Source organism: Phyllobacterium zundukense (assembly GCF_025452195.1).
Classification (GTDB): Bacteria; Pseudomonadota; Alphaproteobacteria; order Rhizobiales; family Rhizobiaceae; genus Phyllobacterium; species Phyllobacterium zundukense_A.
Genome location: NZ_CP104973.1, coordinates 79,577 through 103,044, shown reverse-complemented (window position 1 = coordinate 103,044; position 23,468 = coordinate 79,577). Strand labels below are relative to the sequence as shown.

The following is a 23,468-nucleotide window of genomic DNA, read 5'->3' as shown; positions in this document are numbered from 1 at the left end:
TAAGCCATGACCACTCCACCGAACGTCGACGTGATCGATACTGTTCTCGGCCTTGACCGCTTCGCGGACCTCAAGACCCTGCGGGAGCAGCGAGAGAAGCTGAAGCAACTGACCGAGACGAGTTATCAGGCTGCCCTTCGCCCCGCCGAGCCGCGCAACTTCTCCTATTCACTAAGAACCGCATTGGCGGCCCGCATGGCAGCACTATGGAAATCGCAGGAGCTTGTCGTCCATTACCACGCACTTCTAGAAGGCCAAGAGGGCGGATCGGCACTCCGCGCAATTACCGCTCCCGGGTCCGCCGTGGCAGCGGGTGATCCACGCCTTGCAGCGATCCTCGCCCATGTTGATCTGGTGACACTTTCTCCGAAAGACGCTACCCGTGCCAACATCGAAAAGCTTACCGCCGCTGGACTCGACGATCGGGACATCGTCACACTCGCAGGCCTCATCGCCTACGTCAACTATCAGGTGCTGGTCGTGGCCGGCCTCAAGATGCTGAGGGATAACTGACATGTCGCAAGCGATACACGAATTCACAGTCGACACCCTCGGCTGGAAACCCTATGTGAAGCCGGTCGAATTGGATAGGGCGACACCCGAGCAGTTTGACGCATTGAAAATCACTCCGTCGAACAGGAAGATTTCTGACTACGTATTGGTGCTTGCCAATGAGCCCGAAACTCTAAGGGAACGCACGCCACTTTTCAACGATATCATGTATAGCGAGGGCGGGCTTTCGCGCGGTGGTCGCGAGATCGGGGCGCTCGCAGCCTCTTTCGTCAACCGCTGTATATACTGCGCCTCGGTGCATGCGGCCCGCTACATCCAACTCGAAAGGCGTCCGGAGGTCGTGGAAGAGATCTACAAGAACGGGCTTGACGCAGACCTGCCGGAGTTCGAGCAGGCACTATTTAACTTCGGCGTCGATCTGACGGCGCATCCCGATAAGGTTGGCACCTACCAATTCTACCATCTACGTGAGATCGGTATGAACGACCTCCAGATCATCGATCTTATCCACGCCGTCGCAATTTTTGGTTGGGCTAACCGTTTGATGCACACGCTTGGCGAGCCGCACAGGCTGGACTGAGCCAAAGCGAAGTACACTCACAGTGCGGGCTGTTTCATCCCGTTGAACTGCCTGAAGGTTTCACGCCGGCACGCTCGTCCCAAGCTTGGGCCACCTTTTGCAGGACTCGATGGACATGGACGAAACGACGCACACTCTTTCGCCTGATCCGTGGAAGGCGGCGTAGTCGCTCGTGGGCCGACAGCGAGTCTTCTATACTGACGGACCGCAGAATGTGTCTTGCGCTCCAGTCTCGTCAGGATCAATGAACTGTGTCCGCTAATTCAGGAATGTGCCCCTTCCTGTTCACGTGCTCGGTAGAGGGCGTCGATAGCCGTCTGGATGTCCACCAGATTCTTGAGCGGTCCAGGATTCGCGCCGTTTTGTGCAATCTGCAGAATTTCCTGGCGACGCGAGGAAATCAATTCCTTTATCGCCGCGTCGATTTCTTTGACGTGCTGTGCTGCCATGGAGTCCTCCAAGTTGGCTGAAGTCGTGATGTGCCGCTTGGTCAGGCCGAAGTCAACCAACGGAGTCGAGGTGAGATATGGCAATTTTTGCATTCTCGCCGGCAACTGCACGTACAGAACAGTTACCGGAGTCTTCGTCTGCCGATCAAACCTGCTCGACTCAAATGTCGGTTATCCCAAGGCATGGTCAGAGCATCCAACTATCACTACCCGCAAAGCATCAGCCATCGCAATTCCTAAATGTGCCTCCCGCGGGGCTTGCAATGACTATCGCTGTCACCAAGAACAATCCTATGAGCGCTGCCGTCGCCATCTGTCCCGAGAATCGGTAGCCAAAAAGATAAAGTTCGCGATTTTTTGGCCGAATCATATCCCGTCTCCGTCAGATCAGTTGCCACTTGACTGGCTTTCATGCTTGGCTCACACGACGCAATTACCTACTTAGTTGCGGCAGCTGGGCATCTGACGAACCCGCCTGCAAAAGTTTCGTCCTGGGGTTAATCCAAAATCTTATGTTTGAATTGCTGGTCGTCGGTTTCCTTATTCTCCTGAACGGAGTTTTCGCACTATCTGAACTTGCGGTAGTCTCGGCGCGTAAAGCACGACTGGAGATGTTGCGCGATCGCGGTGTCGCGGGAGCACGCGCCGCCATTCAGCTTTCGCAGAATCCCGGGAAGTTTCTATCAACAGTTCAAATCGGCATCACACTCGTCGGTATCGTCGCGGGTGCGTTCTCCGGTGCAACACTTGCACTTTTGATGACCGGCCATTCAATCGGTCTGCCAATCATTATTGGCTTTCTGATGCTCATGGGAATTGTCACCAAAAACGCCATTCTTCTCGTCGATTTTGCAGTTGAGGAAATTGCCGTAGGTATCGACCGTACCACCGCATTGATCAACGCGGGCCGCCACCGGGCGCAGCCAATCTTGATGACAACGTTAGCAATGTCAGCAGGTATGCTGCCTTCAGCGCTAGCCCTCGGGGAAGGCGGTGCCTTCCGGGCGCCTATGGCCATCGCCGTTATCGGAGGGCTGATCACCTCAACTCTGTTGAGCTTGGTCTTCGTCCCTGCAGTCTTTACGATCATGGATGATTTTGGCCGGGGTTTGCGTTACATTTTTGGACGCTTTGTCGGTTCGGAAGATGAACGCGCCGAAGTTCAAATCACCAGTGTGGATTGAGACCGGCAATTCTCTGGGGTTATACGGCTTGGAATAGTGGCGGCTTGGGCTTGAACAACGAGGGTGTCGTACGGCACTTAAACGGGGTCTTCCTCACTTTGTGTGGTTAACAAATCGTTAGTGGTCACGGCGCTATGGGCGGGCATGCTAACAAAAATGGAAATGGTCGCCCGGTCCGGGCATTAAAGTGCAGAGCGTTGTATCCAGCGATGAGGGTGATTGGGTTGTATCTGCTTGCGGGCCATCCTCGAGAGACTGGAATCAGCCAAATCGGTGCAAAGGTAGTAGCACCACAGCGGATGCACGCCAAAAGATTCAGTAACGAGTCGAATGGAACACACTGCGGATGTGGATCTGGCCGAAAGGATGACCGTATCCAGCGTTCGGTCGAGCCAACCCCCTGTGTTCGGCGTTTCAATTTGATGGTGCGGAGTGCGTCGCTCTGTTTAATCGGCGTTTCGCTCGAAAAACGTCCCACTGCTGATCGACCAGCACGCCGATAAGGATCACCCCTCCCATTACTGCGAAATTGAGCGACGATGGAATGCCGAGGAGATTGACCAGATTCTGCAATTCTTGCAGCAGTATGGTGCCGAGGATCACGCCAACGATTGACCCTTCACCGCCGCGCAGCGAAAAGCCACCGAGGACGGCGGCCGCGATCGCATAGAGTTCATAAAAATTGCCGTGGCTGGCGGGGGAAATCGAGCGAGTATACATTGCAAAATAGATAGCCGAGAGTGCCGTCAATACACCACAAATGACGTAGGCAGCCATCACCATTCGACCTGTCCTGATCCCTGAATATCTTGCCGCTTCCTCATTTTTGCCGATGGCATAAAGATACCGCCCGAAAACTGACCGGTGCAATACTACCCACGTCACGCCCATAATAATGAGAAGGGCTATAAAGCTGTTGGGAATGCCATAGGTGCGGCCGGCCGTAAGGAATTCAAGAGTGGGAAAGTTCTGGCCGAAAGCAAAGCCGGCGGTCCCATCGGCAGTATAGAACCGGGCGATCCCGCGATAAATCAACAAGCCACACAGCGTCACCACGAATGGCTGGAGCTTCAGCCGCGTGATCAGCCAGCCATGGGCCAAACCAATGAGCCCACCGAGAACCAGGATGAGCATGAAAGCCAATGGCCAAGCCATGCCATGATTTGCAATCAAATCGATGAACAGAACACCGAGTAGCGCGATTAGCGAACCCACCGAGAGTTCGATACCGCCGGTTATGATAACAAACGCTTGTCCTATCGATAGGATGCCGAAGAGACCGATGAGATTCGACGTATTGGCGAGATTGATGGGCAGCAAGAAACGAGGATTGATTGTTGCGACAACGGCTCCCACGACGACTATGAGGATCAACAAGCCAATATCTTTTTTGTTCATCGTGATCTCCAACCCTTATAGATGCTATCGTGCTGACTTGCCCACCGCCAGCAAAAGCACATTCTCCTGATCAAGTTGATCCTTGGCCAGAATGCCGGAAATCTGGCCTTCATGCATAACTGCGACGCGGTCGGAAACACCGATGACTTCCTCCATGTCGCTCGAAATCATGAGGACCGCGACACCCGTGTCGGCGAGCGCCTGCATGAGTCTGTAGATCTCAGCCTTGGCTCCAATATCGATCCCGCGAGTCGGTTCGTCGAAAATCATGATCCTTGGTTTCATCGCCAGCCATTTGGCCAGAACAACTTTTTGCTGATTGCCGCCCGACAAGGTGCCGACACGTGTTTTTACCGATGGAGCCTTGATGCCAAGGTTACTTTTCTGTGCTTCCGCCGTCGTATTTTCACTGGCGGCTGAAATTATCAAATTGGCCGAATGCGCCGAAAGATTAGGTAGCGAAATATTCTGTGCAATAGCGAAATCAAGGAGTATGCCAGCCAGCTTTCGATCCTCTGGGACGAGAAAGATGCCATTGGCCACCGCATCGGCGGACGAAGAAAGCAGGACATGTTTGCCATCCAGATAAAGCTCTCCGCCAAGGCTCCTGTCTATGCCGAAGACAACGCGGGCGAATTCAGTCCTGCCCGAACCTACAAGTCCTGCTAGCCCCAGGATTTCGCCATGCAGCACGTCCAAATCGACGGTTCGATGAGGGTAAGCAGCTGTGCGAATGCCCTTGGCGGACAGCGCGACTGCACCAGCCTCGCGCTCCGAGGTATTTGTACGGGCTTTCAAAGCACGGCCTATCATGAGCTTGACCATTTGGTCGTGATTGATGGCGTCGGTTGCAAGTGTGCCCGCCAGCATTCCATCTCGAAGGACGATAACTCGATCGGCGACGCTCTCGACCTCGTGGAGTCGGTGCGAAATGAAGATAACGCTGATACCTTCTGCCTTTAGGCCTTTGATCACGCCGAGCAACTTTTCAGTTTCAGCCAAGGGAAGACTTGAGGTGGGTTCGTCCAGGATAACAAGCCTTGCCTTGATCGAAAGAGCTTTGGCAATCTCGACCATCTGCTGCTGGGCTAGCGACAATTCCGATACGGGGGTGTCGGCCGTAAAATTAGCGCCGACCCGTTTGAGGAGTGGTAAAACCATCGCGCGCAATTTAGCGCGATCGACCAGTTTCAGAGGGCCGCCGCGCAAGGGCTCCCTGCCAAGGAAGATATTGGCGGCAACGTCTAAATTTTCAAACAGATTCAGTTCCTGATGTACGAAGGCAATTCCGGACTGGAGGCTATTTTCGACGGTAAGACGGTCATGATCGACGCCGTCGATCCTGATAAGACCGCTGTCCGGGGCAGCCACACCGCCCAGAATTTTCATCAGCGTTGATTTGCCAGCGCCATTTTCGCCGACAAGACCGATCACCTCGCCAGGCCTGATTTCGAGAGAAAAGCCATCCAATGCCACAACGCCGGGATAGGTCTTTCGCACGTCATGCAGGCTGAGAAAGGTTGCCTGATGACGTGCGTCAGAAGAAGTATCGATTGAGCCCGGCATGGATTCGGCGCGATTAGCGCCGCCTGCTGCGGTAAAACCATTGCCAGTCATCGCGTCAAGCTCTTGTTCGAAAACGCCTAGTTGCCAGCCATCTTTTTCAGATTGGCAGCGTACGTATCGACATCGTCCTTGCCGACGATCACAGTGTTGATGATCAGCAATTTGTTGTCCGGAATGCCCGACTTGTCACCGGCAAGGTAAGCGGCCATCATTTTCATACCCTGATAGGCCCATTCGAATGGCTGCTGCACGACAGTAGCGGCGACAGTGCCTTCCTTGACGCCACCCAACGTAATCGGATCGTCATCAAATCCAACGACGGTGATCTGCCCCAACTTGCCTGCATCGCGGAGAGCCTCGTAAATGCGAGGTGTATTATAAGAGTAAAAGCCAACCATGCAGGTAACATCCGGGCTAGCCACCAGAGCGTCTTCGACGTTCTTCTTGGCACGCGTCTGGTCAATATCGTCTCCGCGAACATCGACTAGTTCAATTTTGGTGCCTGATAGACCATCCTTCATACCCTGGATGCGTTCCTTGGCATTGTCAGCGCCGAGCAGGCCGACAAATCCGAGGCACTTGCCCCCGTTAGGCATGGCTTTTTTCGCGATTTCTGCAGCCTGTTTACCTGCATCGACGTTGGACGAACCGATATAGGCGACGCGATTGGTCTGAGGCGCATCGCTATCCGTGGTGAAGAGGGCAGTCTCGGACGCAATCTTGTTGAGACCATCGGTGGACGTCTTCGGATCTACGGCCGACACCATGATGCCCTTGACGCCGGCTGTGACGAGATCATCCATCAGACGCTGCTGGATGGCTACCGAGGACTGCTCGGGATACTTGAGCTCCAAGTTGTAATCGGGCAATTCGGCCTGCGCCTTCTTGACGCCCGCCTCGGCAGCTTTCCAGAAATCGGAGGCCCCATTCACCACGAAAGCCAGCGTTGGCTTGTCAGCGGCATAGGCCATAGTTGGTATTGACGCGCTAAACATCAACGCAGCGCAAAGTGCGGCAATAGATATTGCGGATTTCATGTCTAACCTCCCATTTGGCTCAACGCAGTCGTTGATCCGAGTTTTCAATCGGTGATCGAAGCCGGGCCACCTCCTATGGTTACCGGCAACGGGTGAAAGGCGTTCCACCATTCAGCCCGGAGACTGTAATGAGCCGATTCTCAATAGTAAATAGAATTATCATATAGTATTATCATTGCATTCATTCGAATGGCGAAGGCACTACTCTTGGAAAACCGCCAAATCTCAGCGTGAAAGCCAAATGAAAATCCGCTCATCCAGAGTGACGATGCATTTCAAGCAATGCGAAAGCACATGCGAAATCTCAAGAGAATGCGCTCTGGATGCTTACCATTGTCCGCGGCGAAAGAGCTTGGCTATGTCCCGAACCAGTCTGGCCGTAGCGTCCAGCCGCATTCTGCGCAAGTGAAGACATCAGTGGGCGCGGGTGAGATCAATTGGCATGCGAGGCTGGTTGGCCACGGCCGGGTTGGAAGCCTTGTAGCCGATGAGACATGCCCGACAGCGTGCCCAAATACAGCGGCTGCTTCGCGAGCGAGTTGGCGGTCGGGAAACTGATCATGGGTGGCTTGTGAAATGGCGAGTCGATCTATTGGGCGAAGCATGAACCGACTGTTCTCCCGGGCTAGCGCCGGGGCCATGCCAGGCGGCAACCTAGGGCCGGTTCACAACTTGCGCGGCGTTCGGCGCGAGTGCCAAAATTGGCGCGACTACGATGTCCAAGGTGGTCTCCGGCAACGTCTGCTATCAGGCGACGGCAAAGATCACTTTAACGGCCGACCTTGGGCGCAAAGCAGTCGTCGTTCTTTGCTGGTTTTAATTCCTGTTTGCCAAATCATATAATTATTCGGAACGAAAGAGGACAACTAGCAGCTTGCAGTCCTATCTTTTCCAAAGCGATCATTGAATGGGTACTATACAACGGCTTTTAATCGGGATTTCAAAATGCTCAATATTCGCCTTTATAGGCCTTTTCAAAGGAACACTTTTCAGTCGTTATCGCTATCGAACAGAACGCTCTATGTTTGAGAAAATCTTGCCCTGACTACGGAGTCAGCAATTCCATCCCGTTCGTCTCGAACAGGGTCGCAACCGAAATCAAAGTTGACGCTATTCACTTGCGAACATAATCCGGAAATTGGTCGCTGATAAGATCGATGATGGATAGAGTCCCAGATAAATGTCTGCGCATGGCGCTCTCAGCGGCTTCCGGACGTCCCGATAGTATCGCACTGACAATCTCTTGGTGATCCGTAAGGACATTTTGCATCTTGCCGGGCATAGGCAGATTGAGGCGGCGCAATCGGTCAAGATGCACACTTTGCCTACGGACAGTGGACCAGAGGTTAAGGATGCCCGCACGCGCATAAATCTTGCGGTGAAAGTCCCTGTCGAGAGTATCGAACAGATCATACGTCTGCGGGGTGGCAACTTGCCGTTGTCTTGCGAGGACTTCCTCGAGTTCTGCTGCGGTTTGGACCGGGCACTCGGCTGTCAGGCGACGAACGGCTTCGAGTTCAATCGAAAGCCGGAGGAATTGCGCCTGCCTTGCGTGATCAATATCGATCCTCGCCACGACCGTCGCGTATTGGGGAAAGACTTCGACGATGCCTTCTTCTTCCAGGCGCATAAGCGCGTCCCGGACTGGGGTCTGACTGACGCCGAACTCCAATTGAAGCGAAGCTCTGGAAAGAATTGTTCCCGGCACAAGCTCAACAGAGAGAATGCGGTCCCTCAATATCTCGTGAATCTGATGGGCGACCTGCCGTGTCCGGTCCAGAACGCTGTTTTTCACCCTGCCGCTCATGATTGCTGCTCTCTCGTTGTCTGTCTCCATTGCAGTACCATAACTATTTAGTTGATGCACTGATGTATTAGTGCTTTAATGGAAATAAGCGATGTCGGAGGATCGTCGCCCCATGCGAATGACACAGAGAATTATCGGGAGGAAAATATGCGATTATTTCAGGGCGGCATTGCCGCGCTTGGCATCATTCTGGGTCTAGGATCGGCTGGTTATGCCCAGGAGAAGACGGATATATCCATAACACGTCAGCCGGGCATCCTTTATCTGGCGAGTCATGTTATGGAAACGCAAAAGCTCATTGAGAAGCACGCCGCGGAGGATGGCCTCAAAGATGTTACCGTCAATTGGCGCACCTTCAGCGGCGGCGGCGCACAAACCGATGCGCTTCTTTCCGGGAATGTCGACATCGTCAACACCGGGACGGGCAACCTGCTTTTGCTGTGGGACAGAACACGCGGCAAGGTAAAAGGGATCATAACCAGTTCGGCGCAGCCGGTCATCATGGTGTCGCGTGACCCCGAGATCAAATCACTGAAGGACATCGGTCCGAGCGACAAGATTGCGGTGCCGACTGTCGGCGTTTCGACGCAAGCGATCCTGTTGCAAATGGCGGCAGGCCAGATGTACGGAGACGGCGACCTCAAGCATTTCGATCCGAACACGGTGCAGCTCGGACATCCCGATGCGATGGCGGCGCTGGCGAACAAGAGCCACGAGGTGGCGAGTCATTTCTCGGCACCGCCGTTCCAGTATCTGGAGATGGATGCCGGCAACCACATCGTGGTTAATTCCAAGGACATCATTGGCGGTCCTTTAACTCAAGCGACGTTCTTCACGACAACGGCTTTTGCCGAAGCAAATCCTGTCATCATCAAGGCCGTGCGCGAAGCCACAGTCCAGGCAATCGACATGATCAAGAAGAACCCGAAAGACGCCTTGAGCGCCTACAAGCAGGTTTCCGGTGACAAAACCGATCTTAATACCCTGGTCAAAATCCTCGGACAGCCGGACATGATGGAGTTTCGCACCGATCCTCAGGGAACGATGAAGTTTGCAACGCATCTGCACAAGATCGGAACGCTCAAGACGATGCCTGCGGCATGGACAGACTATTATCTGCCAGAATCGGCCGATCTAAAAGGCAACTAACTGTCGGCAACGAGCCAACGACCTGGCAGAGATGCCGGGTCTTCCGACTATCCTATGGAGGCCATATGTTACAGGCCATACAGCAAAAAATAGATCCAACAGCAGGTCTTCCCGACGTCAAAGCGGCAAGTGAGGCCAAGTCGCTTCTCACCGTGGACAAGGTGACGCTCCGCTACAAGACCCCGAATCTGCTGATAACCGCGACGGAAGACGTCAGTTTTTCTGTCGAACGATCCGACCGTTTTGTTCTTCTCGGTCCGTCCGGTTGCGGCAAGTCCACGCTGTTGAAAGCCATCGGCGGATACATGGCCCCGGTGAGTGGATCAATTCATATCAACGGACGTCCGGTCAAAAAGCCTGGTGCCGATCGTATGATGGTATTTCAGGAGTTCGACCAGCTTTTGCCTTGGAAGACTGTACTGGAAAACGTCATGTTTCCGCTCATCGTTACGCGCAAACTACCGCGCAGGGAGGCGGAGGCACGGGCCAAGGAGTATATCGATAAGGTAAAGCTGACACGCGCCATTGACAGTTATCCGCACACGCTTTCGGGTGGCATGAAGCAACGCGTGGCGATCGCCCGAGGCATGGCCATGCAGCCCGACATTTTGCTGATGGATGAGCCGTTTGCGGCGCTCGACGCTTTGACCCGGCGTCAGATGCAGGACGAACTGCTGCAGCTTTGGGAAGACACCAGGTTTACGGTCATTTTCGTTACACATTCGATTGCTGAAGCCATCAAGGTCTCAAACCGCATTCTGCTGTTGTCGCCTCATCCAGGACGCGTGAAGGCTGAAGTGATCGATGTTGATTGCGCCCGTCAGGACGATGGCAGCGCCGCCGCGCTCGAACGCGATATCCACAATCTGCTCTTTTCCGAGTCCGGCCACAGGGAGTGACGATAATGACAAGTCCTCAAATCATTCTTGCAGCCGATGTTACGACAAACCGGCAGCATGCCAATGTAGCCGAGGTCGAACAGAGGCTCGGTTCCCTCGAATTGATCTTGGGTATCAGCGCTGTGCGTAAGACGGTTCTGATTATTGTCCTCGCCATCATTTGGCAGGTCTATGCAAGCTATCTCGACAATCCGCTGCTTTTCCCGACGCTCAGCGACACGCTGACCACCCTTTATGATCGTTTTGTCGACGGCACATTGCCGTCGCGCATCTGGACGACGCTTCAGGTTCTCATCACGGGGTATGTGGCAGGGACTTTGCTAGCAGCCATTTTGACAATCCTTGCCATTAACACACGGATCGGCACCGATTTTTTGGAAACAATGACGGCGATGTTCAATCCGCTACCCGCGATCTCATTGCTGCCACTTGCCTTGATCTGGTTTGGGCTCGGCGCTTCCAGCCTTGTCTTCGTGCTTATCCATTCAGTGCTTTGGGCGGTGGCGCTCAACACCCATGCTGGCTTTCTTGGCGTATCGCGAACGCTACGCATGGTCGGAGGCAATTATGGATTGACCGGTTTATCCTATGTTATGCGGATTCTCGTTCCCGCTGCGTTCCCGTCGATCTTGACCGGCTTGAAAATCGGCTGGGCATTCGCCTGGCGTACGTTGATTGCAGCCGAACTCGTATTCGGTGTTTCTTCGGGGCAGGGCGGGCTCGGCTGGTTCATCTTTGAGAACCGCAACCTACTGGACATTCCTGCGGTCTTTGCCGGCCTTCTCACCGTGATCATCATCGGCCTTATTGTTGAAAACCTCGTGTTCCAGACCATCGAACGCCACACCATTCAGAAATGGGGAATGAAGGAATGAGCAGTTTGAGGCTCCCTTCTCCGTCGCATTTTCCAATTGAGCAATGGCTATGAAAAAAACTCCAGAAACATTAAGAAGCGCCCGCTGGTTCGCTCCGGACGACCTGCGCAGTTCGGGTCATCGCTCCAGAACAATGCAGATGGGATACGCACCGGAAGAATGGACAGGAAAGCCTGTCATTGCCATTCTCAATACCTGGTCGGATGCCAACCCCTGTCATGCACACTTTAAACACCGCGTCGAGGACGTGAAGCGCGGTGTGCTCCAGGCGGGTGGGTTTCCCTTGGAATTACCAGCGCTTTCTCTGTCGGAGAGCTATGTCAAGCCGACGACGATGCTCTATCGCAATATGCTGGCGATGGAAGTCGAGGAGCTGCTGCGCTCCCACCCTGCCGATGGCGCTGTGTTGATGGGTGGATGTGACAAGACCACACCGGGCTTGGTGATGGGCGCTGTGAGTGCCGGCCTGCCTATGGTCTATCTGCCGGCCGGCCCCATGCTGCGCGGCAATTATCGTGGCAAAGCCTTGGGTTCCGGTTCGGATGCCTGGAAATTCTGGGATGAACGGCGGGCGGGCAATCTGTCGACCGACGAATGGGTAGAGGTCGAGGCGGGTATTGCGCGGTCTTACGGACACTGCATGACCATGGGCACGGCAAGCACCATGACGGCGATCGCGGAAGCCTTGGGCTTGACGTTGCCGGGTGCGAGCTCGATTCCCGCTGCCGACTCCAATCATATCCGGATGTCATCTGCCGTGGGGCGTCGGATTGTCGAGATGGTCTGGGAGGACCTCGTACCGAGCAAGATTTTGACCGGCGCAGCCGTAGGTAATGCCGTGGCTGTCGCCATGGCTACCGGCTGCTCGACCAATGCCATCGTCCACCTCGTCGCCATGGCACGCCGGGCTGGTGTCGACCTGACAATGGACGATCTGGATCATGCAGGCCGCACGACCCCGGTTCTCGCGAACATCCGGCCAACTGGCGATACCTATCTGATGGAAGATTTTTACTACGCCGGCGGCCTGCGCGCGCTCATGGCAAAACTCTCATCAAGGCTCGACCTTTCGGTGCTCACAGTCTCAGGTCAAACGCTTGGAGAAACACTGGAAGGGGCAAAATGCTTTAACGATGATGTCATCCGCTCCCTCGACAATCCTGTCTTTCAGGAAGGCTCGCTTGCTGTCGTTAAAGGCAACCTTGCGCCAACAGGCGCAGTTATAAAACCCGCCGCCTGTGATCCGAGACTGCATCAACACCAAGGCCCGGCTTTGGTCTTCGACAGCTACCCGGAGATGAAAGCGGCGATCGACGACGAAAATCTTGATGTCACGCCCGATCATGTCCTGGTGCTGCGCGGGGCCGGGCCTCAGGGCGGCCCGGGCATGCCCGAATGGGGCATGTTGCCAATGCCCAAGGTCCTGCTCAAGAAGGGATATCGTGACATGCTGCGTCTGTCCGATGCTCGCATGAGCGGCACCAGCTATGGAGCCTGCGTTCTGCACGTCTCGCCGGAATCGCATGTCGGCGGCCCGTTGGCTCTTCTGAAAACGGGCGACATGGTGCGGCTCGACCTGAAGGCGCGCAGGATCGACATGCTGGTGGACGACGATGAAATCGAACGCCGTCGCTCCGCATGGAGGAAACCGGCAGACAAGGCAGGCCGAGGCTACGGATGGATGTTCGCCAAACACGTGGGCCAAGCCGACACAGGCGCGGATTTTGACTTTCTCGAAACACGCTTTGGGCTATCCGCTCCCGAACCAGATATCTACTGATAGCCGAGGACAACGAATGACAAACTATGATCTAAGCGCGGAAGCGCGCAAAAAGCTGATTGGCGTGGCCACGCCAACGATTGCGACGGCGCTGTTCAAGCGTGGGCTGCGCAACCAGTTCATCCAAGATGTGCGACCGCTGTCGGCAAAGCAGACCAATATGGTCGGGCAAGCCTTTACGTTGCGCTACATACCGGCCCGCGAAGACCTTAACACGATCGAGGTCTTCAAGGACCCCAATCATCCGCAGCGCGCCGCGGTAGAACAATGTCCGGAGGGAGCCGTTCTGGTGATGGATAGCCGCAAGGATGCCCGGGCAGCTTCGGCCGGCTCCATATTGATATCAAGGCTGCAAGTGAGGGGTGTGGCAGGTGTGGTTACTGACGGAGGCTTCCGCGACAGTCCTGAGATTGCCAATTTAACCATTCACGCCTACCACAATCGTCCTTCGGCTCCAACCAACCTGACCCATCACCAGGCCTGCGATATCAACGTGCCTATCGGTTGCGGCGATGTCGCTGTTTTTCCGGGCGATGTACTTGTCGGGGACAATGAAGGTGTCATCGTCATCCCGCGACATTTAGCGGACGAGATTGCCGCCGAAACGGTCGAGATGACGGCCTATGAAGATTTTGTCACAGAGCAAATCATGAACGGTGCGACGATCATCGGGCTTTACCCGGCCACCAGCGAAAAGCCCAAGGCCGATTTTGTCGCTTGGCGGCAGAAACACGGACGATAAGAATCCTGAAGTTCCGATTTCAGTTCTTCTCTCTTCGGCGTGTATGATGCGGCTCCTGCTTTTGAAGCAGCCCGGGTGAAGAAATGGTCATGGCTGAAGGCCTGGGCGATGAATGTCGCAAAGCGCCGTGGACGGCCAAAGCCCATCGTCGTTACGCCTTTTTCAGCACTAGACCGCGCCCCCGTGTTCTCTGTGTGAGTTCTCGCCGAAGCGCGACTTTGTAGCATCGGCACGCCAATCCATTCAAATCTGCCGCGACCGGGACTTCGCGACAATGTCCTGCGAACTGTCGGTATAAACAAAAGCCGGAGGCGCTATACTCGGTGCGGTAGGTTCTTTTTCGCAATAACTTCTGCAAAGCCCGGAAAATCTTGTCGAATGCACCGATCGCATCGCAGGCAGTTTTCGCAATCAGCCTGCTGTGGCTAAATCTATCATGGTGTCGTCCTCTCATGGGCTTGAAAGCCTGACAGTGGTACGCGGATGCGAGCTTCATGCCGAGAATCGAGATAGGCTTCAAACCGGTGTCGACAATCACAAGCGAATATCGCCCGGCGCGTGAATTTCAGTGATCGGGCTTTTGCGATCGATAAGGGCCTCAGGACGGGCGGGCCGGGTGACCAGTTCAGGATTGACCGTAAGGTCCGCCGCATTTAACGCGCTGAAGTCCAATGCCGTTTTTATAGCAAGTTCCGCCAGCGAAATTTGATATATGCGCAACGGGTCAAGATCGAGTGTTTCAAGGTCACTCAATAGGTTCTCCTGAGACAGAATGAAGGCCGCGCAACGCAGGCGGCTGTCGCTTCCAACATAGGCGATCAGTTTCCAGAATGCGCGGGGAACGAGCGCGTCGCGATAGGGTGTGTCATCATTGCTAAATATCGGTCCGCCCTGCACAGATAGCTTGATATCCTTCAGGTCGGCCTGTTCGAACACGAGGTTTTCGAGCTCGCCCCACAAACCTTTGCGCGACGATTGATTGAAGCGCTCATGCTGGGGCGCGATGTTGGTGAAATAGAACGAATCTCGGTTGGCTTGCTCCGCTTCAGGCACCGGCCCCCAACAAAGATCGGCACGTCGGGCGATGTGGCCACGATCGACGCGATTATCGACATAGAGTTCGTCACCGAGCTGGTATTTGGCATCGATGCGAGGGTCGAGGCCAAAGCCGCGCCGTGGAAGAATCACCATGCGCGCGCCGTCGATATTCCACGCGACGTAACGCGCCATCCGCCGCTTGGCGCTGAGGCACACCGAGAAATGTGTGTAGGGGATGGTCTGGGCGCGGCCGAAGTTAACAGCGTCGCGCTTGAAGGCCGTTGACAGGCGGGGCTCGGAAACGGCCACACCCAAGAAGTTGGGATCGTAGCCGGCCCGCGGAACGGTGGTCGCCATCCCCTCATGAACCACGTGATCGCTATCTCGGGCTCGAGCACAAAGTCGAGCTTCTTTTGGACCGAGGCTGCGTAGCAGGCGAGGGCATGTTCGTCTGAGGCCGCGTCGGTTTCGCCGGCAAAATGCAAGCCCGCGAAGATGTCGGTCGCTTTGCCCTTGTCGAAGATCAACCAGGCCGACCCGGAGTCGCCACCCTTGGTGATCTCACCATCCGGGGGAAGGTCGCTCTTGTCTGGTCCTATTTCGAACCCGCCGATCGCCTGCTGACCGGCTGGAACACCGTAGTCGATTTTCGCCATGACATCGACACGGCGGACGATCCCACGCGTGTTTGCCGTTGTCCGCCCGGACTTGATCACCCTGTCGCCTAACGCTACGCGGGCCATGCGCTTCGGTACGACATCAAGGCCGTAGACGGAGCGATCGTAACCGCGCGAACGAATACGCGCGAGCGCGCAGTCGCCGGCCGCGCCAAGATGACTCCTAAGCAGGGTTCCCGCCTCGTTGAGGGCTGTGTTGTTGTCGTCATAGGGACCGGGTTGCACGATCGTATCACCGATCTTGCCGGTATTTCCATTGAGCACGTGCCAGTTGGACAGAATACAGGGGGCTCCCGTGGCGCGGTCGAAGACGACGAGGCCGACCGTTCCCGCTGTTTCAGCGATATGGGCGACACTGATCCCGGGACGGAGTGGATCGACACGCTGGCGGCGCAGGTCGAGTTGCTCAGGCACTACGATCTTATAAGAGGGACGGTACGACCGCTCGATAACGTCAGTGGGAACTGGTTTGCCATTGACCTCGATCATCTCGGGGATACGGTTTGTGACGAGCGCTTCCAAAGCCGATTCACCTTTCGCCTCGACCGTGAACTGTAGGCAGATCGGGCCTTCGCCGTTTTTCAGTCCGATACCTACGGAGGTGATATTGGGATCTTTGAGATAGTCGGCGCCCTTGGCCCGAATATGTTGACGCAGTTCGTCTTCAGTGACGTCGCCTGAAGCTTTGCCGCTACGGATTGCCTTTCGTGCCATGACTTCCTCCTGACGATGACCAAGTTACGAATGCACTAAACCCCGGACGGGTGGCTGCAATGTTACGATTCCGGCATTTACCTGTTACGGCTCAAACCATGGTAGAGTGGAACATCGTTACCAGCATTCTCGACTAAAATGCGGGCCTAGCGCATTCGCGTGCAATTTTCAGAGTGAGAACTTCCCCGGATGTTATACCTTTTTTCTCAGTGGCCTTCGATCCAAACTAAAAAGGTGCCCCAAGCAAAACATGCTTTGATTTTCTCGACCCTGATTGCAGGGGAGTGCGCCGGGTACTACCGATCGTTCGGTCGATTGTCGAAACGCAGGGCTTATCGGGACGTTACTTTTTCCTGAAAAACGCCAGTGACGCTCCCAATGCGCTCGCCGACAGATGGAACATTCAACGAACAGGGCTGGGAGATTGAACTAAAGCATGGATATCAGACGTGCCTGATTTATGACGCCTCCTCGGTCAGGCGCACAGCTTCACGTTCCACGGGGCAGATTTCCGACACGCAGATGTCTTCGTCACAAAGCCTGCAGATGTGGTCAGCGCGTGCGCGGTTCCGTGTGAGGCGGGTCAGCATTGTTGCCAGGATTTTGCCAAGTACTTGCGTCGAACCCGCATCGATGCTGGCCAGCGCATCGGACAGCACCTGCTCGCGTGCAGTGACAATCCTCGCACGCAAGGCACGCCCCTTGGCGGTGAGCCGCAGCGCGACTTCCCGGCGATCCTTGCCAGGCTTGCGCTGAACCAGCCCGTCCGAGACGAGGTCCTCCACGAGGCGAACTGCGACCGAGTGCGTCAATCCGAGGGCGCGTGCCAGCATTTTGATGGTTGTGCCGGGATAAGGGCCAAGCGTCACCACGGCCGCACATGCGCTGGGACTGAGGCCCGAGGCTTTTCTGCCGGCGGCCAAAATTTCGTCGGTGAGCGAGAGCGCGAAGGCGCCGAGCAGGTTGGCCGTTATGTCACGTGTCATTTCTCCATTATATTCGTTCGGAATACATATTCAATGGAACCCGCCTGAGGGTCTGGGCATTCAGCTGTTTTAACAATGCCCGACGATCGATACGCGCACTGTCAAGCACCGGTCTTGATGGAGTGAAAAAAGGAGAATGCGATGTCCATGTATCCTTACGCCCTCATCGAGGCGCCTTCAACGCTGGGTCTGGCGACCGACGGCGTCGAAGGCCTCGCCGACAGGCTTCTTGGATTTGGCATTGCCGAGCGCATCAACGCACGGCGCGCCGGCCGACTTCAGGTCCCACAGAAGAATCCGGTGCCCGATCCCGATACGCGGATACTGAACGCAAAAGCCATCGCAGATTGGTCGCCCAAGCTGGCGGATGCCGTAGAAGCGGTGTTGGATGCGGGCGAATTTCCGGTGGTGCTGGGCGGCGACTGCACGATCTTACTAGGTTCGATGCTCGCCCTCAGGCGGCGCGGTCGCTACGGGCTGCTCTTCATCGACGGCAATGCTGACTTTTTCCAGCCTGAGGCGGAGCCCAACGGCGAGGGCGCGTCCATGGACCTTGCCTTCGTTACCGGGTACGGACCGGCGCTGTTGAGCGATAGTGAAAACCGTTCTCCGCTGGTGCGCCCTGAAGATGCTGTGGCGTTCGCCTTTCGCGATCACGAAGATCAGGCGAAATTCGGCAGCCAGCCGCTTCCCCCGGAGCTCCGCGCCTATGATCTCCACGCTGCACGTAGCATGGGTGTGGAAAGCGCCGCCCGCGCTGCGGTTAACCATTTGATGCGGGCGGAGCTGGATGGCTTTTTCATCCATCTCGACGCCGATTGTCTCGACGATGCTATCATGCCAGCGGTCGATTTCCGTGTGCCCGGCGGACTGTCGTGGGATGAACTTGGGGCAGCGCTTCGCATTGCTCTGGAGAGCGGAAAGGCGGTCGGCCTAGAGGTCACCATCTACAATCCACGTCTTGACGAGGACGGCCGCGCCGGCCGCGGCCTGGCCGATGTGCTGGCCGCAGCCCTTGGAACGGCAGCGCCAGGCTGGCCCGCCGCGCGCCGTAGCAGGAGATCATAAACGACGCCTGCCTGTTCCAGTGAGATTGGTGGGGCAGGTGACACGCTCTTGGGTTGCATCTCCCAAGGTCTTTGCTGCGCCCGCAACGACGGTTTGAAGCTGTGTGATCATTGCAGCCAGCTGCGGCACATGGTGCTGGGCGGGGATGGCTTTGATCCCGGTTCGGTTTAGAACGAGACCGGTGATTCAAACGCTTGGCTGCGCTGAGATGTTGATCTTCCTCTCCCGCAAGCGGAGAGGTAGACACAGCGTGCCCTCGCGGCCCCAAGGTCTATCTCAATATCGGCCATCAATGCTACTTGCGAAGTCCCTCCAGCATCGCCCTGAACCCCGCGACTGCCCGCTTCGAAACCGCCTTCGGCTTCTCTGCATTGGCGATCCACAGCGCCATGTGGCTGCTCGCGCCATTGATGAGGCGGGCGGCGGTTTCGGTGTCGATGTCGATGATCTCGCCATCGGCTTTGAGACGGTCGATGCTGCGAGAGAGGGCAGCAATGCAGCCAGGGGTGTTTTGCCATTGCGAAATGTCGCCCAGCACGGCGGGGCCATCGCGGAACATGATGCGCTGGATCTCGGGCTCGAGCGCCATTTCAATATAGGCGGCGCATTCGTCGACGAAACCCTGCCAGTGGGTGGAGGCCGATGCCGAGACCTTGTTGAGGCGTTCGGTCATTTCCGCATCGATCTGCATGGTGACGGCTTGGAGCAGGCCCCTCTTGTCGCCGAAATGGTGGTAGAGGGCGCCGCGAGTGAGGCCAGCCTCGCCGGTGAAATCATCCATGGATGCTTCCGCGTAGCCAATCGTGCCGAAGGCGTGCCGGCCTGCCGCGATGAGTTTTGCGCGTGTCTCGGCGATCATCTCCTGTCGCGGCCTGGCCATCTTGCCTCCTTTTTGACATACCCTGCGTCTTTTCATTTGACATACGCGGCGTATGCAATTATTTACTTAACATACGCTGCGTATGTATGCCGTCCATTTGATACCTGAAAGGATTGTCTCATGTCAAATCCGTATAAAAAGATATTCGCGGCGCCCGGGGCCAAGGGCTTCTCCGCAGCTGGCTTTTTCGCGCGCCTTCCCATCGCAATGGCACCGATCGGCATCGTTGCAATGCTCTCCCAGGCGCATGGCGGATACTGGCTCGCAGGCGCGGTTTCGGCGACCTACGCGCTGACCAACGCGCTGATTTCGCCACAGATTTCGCGGGCGATCGACCGGGTCGGCCAGACGGCGGTAGTCGTGCCGACCACAGTCGTGTCGGTGGCGGCGTTCATCGCGCTGATCGCAGCGGCCAACCAGAACTGGCCGGTCTGGACGTTGTTCGTCTCGGCCTTCCTCGCGGCCGCTATGCCAAGCATCCCGGCGCTAGTGCGGGCGCGCTGGACGGAGCTTTTCCGCAACCGGCCCGAGCTCAACACGGCCTTCGCGTTTGAAAGTGCCGCGGACGAGCTGGTCTATATCGCCGGGGCCTCGCTGTCGGTGGGGCTCGCTGTGGCACTATTTCCTGAAGCTGGCATGATGGTGAGCACAGCTTTCCTGGCGCTCGGGACGGCCGCCTTCATTGTGCAGCGCGGCACAGAGCCGAAGGTGCGTCATGTCGCCAATGCCGTTTCCGTTGGCTCGGCGATCCGGCAGCGTCCGGTGCAGATCATCACACTCGCTCTTGTCTTTGTTGGCTCGATCTTTGCTACAGCCGAAGTGAGTGCTGTCGCGATCACCAAGGAGCTCGGGCAGCCTAATGCCGCGAGCCTGGTAATCGGCGTCTACGCGGTCGGTTCCTTCGCGGTAGGCCTGATCATCGGAGCGCTTAACCCGCGCATGGCCTTGCACCGTCAGCTACTGATCGCGGTCGTGGCACTCGCGCTGACTGCGTTGCCCCTACTCGTCGCCGCCAGCTCGGTGACCCTGCTTGCCATCGCGGTCTTCGTGAGCGGCATCGCGATCTCGCCGACTTTCATCACAGCCTTCGGCCTGATAGAGCGCCGCGTACCGCAAACGATGCTGACCGAGGGGGTGACTTGGGTGATGACAGGTATCGGCATCGGCATGGCGCTGGGTGCCTTCGTCTCGGGCTGGGTGGTGGACAATTACGGTCCCGAGAACGGTTTTTGGGTGTCTGTGGCGGCCGGAACCGCGACCGTTGTGATCATCGCGTTCGGCCAGCAGACGCTTTCGGGCGACTGCACCGACGATGGAGATAGCGCGGTGCCGCAGCCGGCGAAGTAGCAGGGCTGATGCCACGTTGAAGCAATGAACGCGGGATCGCTGTACCGCCTCCACTCTTTCGACATCAGGTATCTAGTAGACGTCTCGCCCGCGGTAAATTTTATTGCTCGTTTTGCGTTCGAGGGTGTGCCGGCAACAGAAAGGGTAAGAGAAGTTGGGAATCAAGGCAATCTAAACAGAACAGGCAGATAACCCCACTCCTGTCCTCGTTGGATGAGCTCGAATGCCGGCGCCGCTAGAAAGAAGACCAACCCGTCCCGGAGGGTCGATCGAAGCCTTTCGGGATAGAACGATACGATTTCGCTATCCTGATAAAGGGAGAAGTTTGGAAGGAAGCGAGGCACCACCGCGCAATAAGTTTGATACGGCGTTCCCAATGCCTTGCGCAGGAAAGCTTCCTCGCGGAAAATGACGATATAGAAGGCAAGCACCGTCACTGCTCCAAACAAGAGGCCGACGGTGAGGCTCCCCATTTGCGCACCAACGCCTGCCGAGCCGATTGCAGAGAACATATAGAGGGGATTGCGTGCGATCGAATAAGGCCCCTTGGTGACAACCTCGGCCGCCTTGCGCCCGCCAAGGTAAAGCGTGCACCAGAGCCGTCCCATGATCGCCACGCCGATCAGTCCGATGCCGGTTATCTCAATTACGTCATTCTCATAATGCGCGTCGGTAAAAACAGGACCGCAGAAAAGCAGGCCAACGACAACGATAAGGAGCAGAGCCAATAGCGCCGAACGGCGCGTCTTTTGAAATCTGTTTAAGGATTTTAGCTCGGGATTGCTCATATGGTGTCACACGGCGGTTTGTTGATAAGATTGCACACTTTGACGGAATGAACCGGATATCGATCGGCCCTATATTTAGAGCACTGCAGAACTTGTCCTTTTGGTGGCTTTCGTCTTGGACCCAAGATGTTATTTTGGGGGCATGCGCTAATTCTCACGCCGCCCCGGCCGGTCAGCTCTTGCCAGCCGGCAGTCTCAGGCAGAAGAGATTCTAAGGTGATCACCGAAAAAAAATCGACCATATCGCGACCAGACACGTAGTGTCGGCGAAGCGTTGGAGATCGCAGCGCGGAACGGTCGAAAGGCTTTCGGCAAAGAGGGATCGCGAGGCCCGAACTAGGGCTAAACAGACGGCGCTTGGCTGCGCCGAGAGCGAAGCTAAGGTGAAGCGGGACGGTCAATCTCAATGCGACGCAACACGCCAAGCCCAAGCTCGTTCAGATCGTCGATCTTGACCTGGCTCGCTTTCTGGTCTGGCCCGATTTCGAACGTGACCGCAACGGGCATGTTCGGCATCTCCGCAGACGGCCGGTAGGTGTAGAGGTCTCGATCAAAATGGCTGAGCGGGAAAGCCGACTCGCTTTTTGGCCCAAGGCGAATTTCGAGCGTGCCATCTTTCTCGGCTACTACTGCCTTGCCAACATAAGGATTGAAGTAGGTGCCGGCATAGGCAGACAGCGGGAGCGCTGGCAGCGGGGAGGCGGGCGGTGTCCCGTAACGCTTGACCGCGGCGTCGATCGCCGGCCCAAAGAGCTGCCCATAAATGTTGTTCCATTCGACGACCCAGTCCTTTGTCGTCTTTCCGGTCATCACGAGCTCGAAGAACGTGTCGGCAAGGCCCTCGGGAACACCCGTCGGGAAAGCGTTGGTAAGGACGACGATGCCGAGTTCCTCGGCGGGGAGCAAACTGACCAGCGTCCGTGCGCCAGTGCTGAAAGCGCCGGCATGGCCCCAAACTTCGCCGTAACGGCCATACTCCACATTCCAGCCAAGTCCGTAGAACGACCATCCGCCGGTCACCGGGTTTTTACCGCGCGCCATCAGCGGCATATGGGTCTGGCTGATCGCTTCTGCGTCGATCAGGCGCCTGCCATCATAATTGCCTTTGCCGAGCTCAAGCCGGAGCCATTGAGCGAGATCAAGCGCATTGGAGCTGACGCCGCCTGCGGGTGACTGCGCGTCGGGGTCGCGTTTGGCAAGCGCTCTCCATTTGCCGTCGAGCTGGGCGTGGAGGGTGGCGCGGTTTGTTCGCGTCAGGAAATCGGCGTAGCGCGAGCTGGTTGATGACATTCCAAGCGGTTTGTACAGCTTGGCCTCTGCCGCATTCTCCCAGCTCATGCCTGCCGCTTTGGCCACAGCGACCGCGCCCGCGGTAAGGCCGAAATTGCTGTAGGAGTACTCCGACCGAAAACTACTCGACGGCTTGACCTGGCGGAGCCGCTGAAGAATCGCGTCGCGGTCATAGCCGATCTCTTCGAGTTCGTTTCCGGCCCCTCCGGGAAGGCCGCTGCGGTGAGAAAAGAGATCGCGCACGGTCACTTGTGCGGTCGGATAGGCGTCATAGAGCTGGAAGGATGGGGAGATGTCGGCAATTCGCGAATCCCAACTCGCCACCCCTTCGCTCACGATCGCCGCCACGACGGTCGAGGCCATCGGCTTGGAGAACGAGGCAAGCTGAAACACCGTATCGGCGTCGACCAGATCACTTTTGCCTTCTTCTCTAACGCCGAAGCCCTTCAAGTAGATCACCTTGTCCTGATAGACGACGGCGATCGAAATACCCGGAACCCCGTCACTGGCAATGACTTGTTGCGCCGCCTGTTCCAACTTTGGCAAGGCTGTCAACACCTTGTCTTTTGTCGCGTGCTCGAAGGACCAGGCGTGGCCGGAAATTGGTGCAATGCCCACCAACACTACCGGAACGAGACGTCGTAGGCACAAAACACGGATATGCCCAGCATATCGCTTTGAAGTTTGGGTCATCTCCATTC

21 protein-coding genes and 1 pseudogene are annotated in these 23,468 nt (G+C 56.4%); 11 read left to right on the top strand and 11 right to left on the bottom strand.

The window, feature by feature from the left end; all coding sequences use genetic code 11:
* Window positions 1-6: 6 nt before the first annotated feature.
* Together N8E88_RS12910 and N8E88_RS12905 are read left to right on the top strand one after the other, a co-directional pair.
* Complete coding sequence (locus N8E88_RS12910; protein WP_262294020.1) at window positions 7-513, top strand: CMD domain protein; 507 nt, start codon at window positions 7-9, stop codon at window positions 511-513.
* Window position 514: 1 nt separating this feature from the next.
* Window positions 515-1,093 (top strand): peroxidase-related enzyme, encoded by a 579-nt coding sequence (locus tag N8E88_RS12905; protein WP_262294019.1) that lies wholly within the window; start codon window positions 515-517, stop codon window positions 1,091-1,093.
* 263 nt (window positions 1,094-1,356) lie between these two features.
* Here the strand turns inward: N8E88_RS12905 and N8E88_RS12900 are convergent, their stop codons facing one another.
* On the bottom strand, window positions 1,357-1,635 hold the full coding sequence (locus tag N8E88_RS12900; RefSeq protein ID WP_262291913.1) for a hypothetical protein: 279 nt from the start codon (window positions 1,633-1,635) through the stop codon (window positions 1,357-1,359).
* Window positions 1,636-2,054: 419 nt separating this feature from the next.
* On the opposite strand from N8E88_RS12900, the gene N8E88_RS12895 reads away from it, so the two are divergent.
* Window positions 2,055-2,726, top strand: a complete 672-nt coding sequence (locus N8E88_RS12895; protein WP_262294018.1) for an efflux RND transporter permease subunit — start codon at window positions 2,055-2,057, stop codon at window positions 2,724-2,726.
* Window positions 2,727-3,140: 414 nt separating this feature from the next.
* Here N8E88_RS12895 and N8E88_RS12890 read toward each other — a convergent pair whose 3' ends face one another.
* The 4 genes from N8E88_RS12890 to N8E88_RS12875 form a co-directional block, all read right to left on the bottom strand.
* Window positions 3,141-4,124 carry an ABC transporter permease gene (locus tag N8E88_RS12890; protein ID WP_262294017.1) on the bottom strand — a complete coding sequence of 328 codons (984 nt, stop codon included), beginning with the start codon at window positions 4,122-4,124 and terminating at the stop codon, window positions 3,141-3,143.
* Window positions 4,125-4,148: 24 nt separating this feature from the next.
* Window positions 4,149-5,690 (bottom strand): sugar ABC transporter ATP-binding protein, encoded by a 1,542-nt coding sequence (locus tag N8E88_RS12885; RefSeq protein WP_262295712.1) that lies wholly within the window; start codon window positions 5,688-5,690, stop codon window positions 4,149-4,151.
* A 77-nt stretch (window positions 5,691-5,767) separates the two neighbouring features.
* The gene (locus N8E88_RS12880; protein ID WP_262294016.1) at window positions 5,768-6,727 is read right to left on the bottom strand and encodes a sugar-binding protein; all 960 of its coding nucleotides are present in this window, start codon (window positions 6,725-6,727) and stop codon (window positions 5,768-5,770) included.
* A 1,114-nt stretch (window positions 6,728-7,841) separates the two neighbouring features.
* Window positions 7,842-8,564 carry a GntR family transcriptional regulator gene (locus N8E88_RS12875; RefSeq protein ID WP_262294015.1) on the bottom strand — a complete coding sequence of 241 codons (723 nt, stop codon included), beginning with the start codon at window positions 8,562-8,564 and terminating at the stop codon, window positions 7,842-7,844.
* A 117-nt stretch (window positions 8,565-8,681) separates the two neighbouring features.
* On the opposite strand from N8E88_RS12875, the gene N8E88_RS12870 reads away from it, so the two are divergent.
* The 6 genes and pseudogenes from N8E88_RS12870 to N8E88_RS31845 form a co-directional block, all read left to right on the top strand.
* On the top strand, window positions 8,682-9,683 hold the full coding sequence (locus N8E88_RS12870; protein WP_262294014.1) for an ABC transporter substrate-binding protein: 1,002 nt from the start codon (window positions 8,682-8,684) through the stop codon (window positions 9,681-9,683).
* A 65-nt stretch (window positions 9,684-9,748) separates the two neighbouring features.
* Complete coding sequence (locus tag N8E88_RS12865; RefSeq protein ID WP_262294013.1) at window positions 9,749-10,582, top strand: ABC transporter ATP-binding protein; 834 nt, start codon at window positions 9,749-9,751, stop codon at window positions 10,580-10,582.
* A 5-nt stretch (window positions 10,583-10,587) separates the two neighbouring features.
* Window positions 10,588-11,457 (top strand): ABC transporter permease, encoded by an 870-nt coding sequence (locus N8E88_RS12860; protein ID WP_262294012.1) that lies wholly within the window; start codon window positions 10,588-10,590, stop codon window positions 11,455-11,457.
* 43 nt (window positions 11,458-11,500) lie between these two features.
* Window positions 11,501-13,237 (top strand): L-arabinonate dehydratase, encoded by a 1,737-nt coding sequence (gene araD, locus N8E88_RS12855; RefSeq protein ID WP_262294011.1) that lies wholly within the window; start codon window positions 11,501-11,503, stop codon window positions 13,235-13,237.
* 16 nt (window positions 13,238-13,253) lie between these two features.
* Window positions 13,254-13,979, top strand: coding sequence for a ribonuclease activity regulator RraA (locus tag N8E88_RS12850; RefSeq protein ID WP_262294010.1), 726 nt, complete (start codon window positions 13,254-13,256; stop codon window positions 13,977-13,979).
* Between the two features lie 39 nt (window positions 13,980-14,018).
* Window positions 14,019-14,129: pseudogene (locus N8E88_RS31845) on the top strand (IS110 family transposase); the annotation flags it as partial.
* A gap of 384 nt (window positions 14,130-14,513) precedes the next feature.
* Here N8E88_RS31845 and N8E88_RS12845 read toward each other — a convergent pair.
* The 3 genes from N8E88_RS12845 to N8E88_RS12835 all read right to left on the bottom strand — a co-directional run bounded on the left by N8E88_RS12845 (window position 14,514) and on the right by N8E88_RS12835 (window position 17,394).
* Window positions 14,514-15,233: a DNA/RNA non-specific endonuclease gene (locus tag N8E88_RS12845; protein ID WP_262294009.1), complete on the bottom strand. Its 720-nt coding sequence runs from the start codon at window positions 15,231-15,233 to the stop codon at window positions 14,514-14,516.
* A complete protein-coding gene (locus N8E88_RS12840; protein WP_262294008.1) occupies window positions 15,164-16,408 on the bottom strand; it encodes a hypothetical protein in 1,245 nt (414 codons plus the stop codon). The genes N8E88_RS12845 and N8E88_RS12840 overlap by 70 nt, the downstream gene beginning before the upstream one ends.
* A 458-nt stretch (window positions 16,409-16,866) precedes the next feature.
* On the bottom strand, window positions 16,867-17,394 hold the full coding sequence (locus tag N8E88_RS12835) for a MarR family winged helix-turn-helix transcriptional regulator (protein ID WP_262294007.1): 528 nt from the start codon (window positions 17,392-17,394) through the stop codon (window positions 16,867-16,869).
* A 141-nt stretch (window positions 17,395-17,535) separates the two neighbouring features.
* On the opposite strand from N8E88_RS12835, the gene N8E88_RS12830 reads away from it, so the two are divergent.
* The gene (locus N8E88_RS12830; protein ID WP_262294006.1) at window positions 17,536-18,462 is read left to right on the top strand and encodes an arginase family protein; all 927 of its coding nucleotides are present in this window, start codon (window positions 17,536-17,538) and stop codon (window positions 18,460-18,462) included.
* A gap of 295 nt (window positions 18,463-18,757) precedes the next feature.
* Here N8E88_RS12830 and N8E88_RS12825 read toward each other — a convergent pair whose 3' ends face one another.
* Window positions 18,758-19,342: a TetR/AcrR family transcriptional regulator gene (locus tag N8E88_RS12825; RefSeq protein ID WP_262294005.1), complete on the bottom strand. Its 585-nt coding sequence runs from the start codon at window positions 19,340-19,342 to the stop codon at window positions 18,758-18,760.
* Window positions 19,343-19,462: 120 nt separating this feature from the next.
* Here N8E88_RS12825 and N8E88_RS12820 point away from each other — a divergent pair, with 120 nt between their 5' ends.
* Window positions 19,463-20,689, top strand: coding sequence for an MFS transporter (locus N8E88_RS12820; protein WP_262294004.1), 1,227 nt, complete (start codon window positions 19,463-19,465; stop codon window positions 20,687-20,689).
* A 161-nt stretch (window positions 20,690-20,850) separates the two neighbouring features.
* Here N8E88_RS12820 and N8E88_RS12815 read toward each other — a convergent pair whose 3' ends face one another.
* Together N8E88_RS12815 and N8E88_RS12810 are read right to left on the bottom strand one after the other, a co-directional pair.
* Entirely contained in the window at window positions 20,851-21,477 is a 627-nt protein-coding gene (locus N8E88_RS12815) for a methyltransferase family protein (RefSeq protein ID WP_262294003.1), read from the bottom strand.
* Window positions 21,478-21,855: 378 nt separating this feature from the next.
* A complete protein-coding gene (locus tag N8E88_RS12810) occupies window positions 21,856-23,460 on the bottom strand; it encodes a serine hydrolase (protein ID WP_262294002.1) in 1,605 nt (534 codons plus the stop codon).
* Window positions 23,461-23,468: the final 8 nt, after the last annotated feature.

Coding starts and splice junctions, on each gene's coding strand:
- N8E88_RS12910 (WP_262294020.1), top strand. CDS start 7: ATGACCACTCCACCGAACGTCGACGTGATCGATACTGTTCTCGGCCTT.
- N8E88_RS12905 (WP_262294019.1), top strand. CDS start 515: ATGTCGCAAGCGATACACGAATTCACAGTCGACACCCTCGGCTGGAAA.
- N8E88_RS12900 (WP_262291913.1), bottom strand. CDS start 1,635: ATGCAAAAATTGCCATATCTCACCTCGACTCCGTTGGTTGACTTCGGC.
- N8E88_RS12895 (WP_262294018.1), top strand. CDS start 2,055: ATGTTTGAATTGCTGGTCGTCGGTTTCCTTATTCTCCTGAACGGAGTT.
- N8E88_RS12890 (WP_262294017.1), bottom strand. CDS start 4,124: ATGAACAAAAAAGATATTGGCTTGTTGATCCTCATAGTCGTCGTGGGA.
- N8E88_RS12885 (WP_262295712.1), bottom strand. CDS start 5,690: ATGCCGGGCTCAATCGATACTTCTTCTGACGCACGTCATCAGGCAACC.
- N8E88_RS12880 (WP_262294016.1), bottom strand. CDS start 6,727: ATGAAATCCGCAATATCTATTGCCGCACTTTGCGCTGCGTTGATGTTT.
- N8E88_RS12875 (WP_262294015.1), bottom strand. CDS start 8,564: ATGGAGACAGACAACGAGAGAGCAGCAATCATGAGCGGCAGGGTGAAA.
- N8E88_RS12870 (WP_262294014.1), top strand. CDS start 8,682: ATGCGATTATTTCAGGGCGGCATTGCCGCGCTTGGCATCATTCTGGGT.
- N8E88_RS12865 (WP_262294013.1), top strand. CDS start 9,749: ATGTTACAGGCCATACAGCAAAAAATAGATCCAACAGCAGGTCTTCCC.
- N8E88_RS12860 (WP_262294012.1), top strand. CDS start 10,588: ATGACAAGTCCTCAAATCATTCTTGCAGCCGATGTTACGACAAACCGG.
- araD (WP_262294011.1), top strand. CDS start 11,501: ATGGCTATGAAAAAAACTCCAGAAACATTAAGAAGCGCCCGCTGGTTC.
- N8E88_RS12850 (WP_262294010.1), top strand. CDS start 13,254: ATGACAAACTATGATCTAAGCGCGGAAGCGCGCAAAAAGCTGATTGGC.
- N8E88_RS12840 (WP_262294008.1), bottom strand. CDS start 16,408: ATGGCACGAAAGGCAATCCGTAGCGGCAAAGCTTCAGGCGACGTCACT.
- N8E88_RS12835 (WP_262294007.1), bottom strand. CDS start 17,394: ATGACACGTGACATAACGGCCAACCTGCTCGGCGCCTTCGCGCTCTCG.
- N8E88_RS12830 (WP_262294006.1), top strand. CDS start 17,536: ATGTCCATGTATCCTTACGCCCTCATCGAGGCGCCTTCAACGCTGGGT.
- N8E88_RS12825 (WP_262294005.1), bottom strand. CDS start 19,342: ATGGCCAGGCCGCGACAGGAGATGATCGCCGAGACACGCGCAAAACTC.
- N8E88_RS12820 (WP_262294004.1), top strand. CDS start 19,463: ATGTCAAATCCGTATAAAAAGATATTCGCGGCGCCCGGGGCCAAGGGC.
- N8E88_RS12815 (WP_262294003.1), bottom strand. CDS start 21,477: ATGAGCAATCCCGAGCTAAAATCCTTAAACAGATTTCAAAAGACGCGC.
- N8E88_RS12810 (WP_262294002.1), bottom strand. CDS start 23,460: ATGACCCAAACTTCAAAGCGATATGCTGGGCATATCCGTGTTTTGTGC.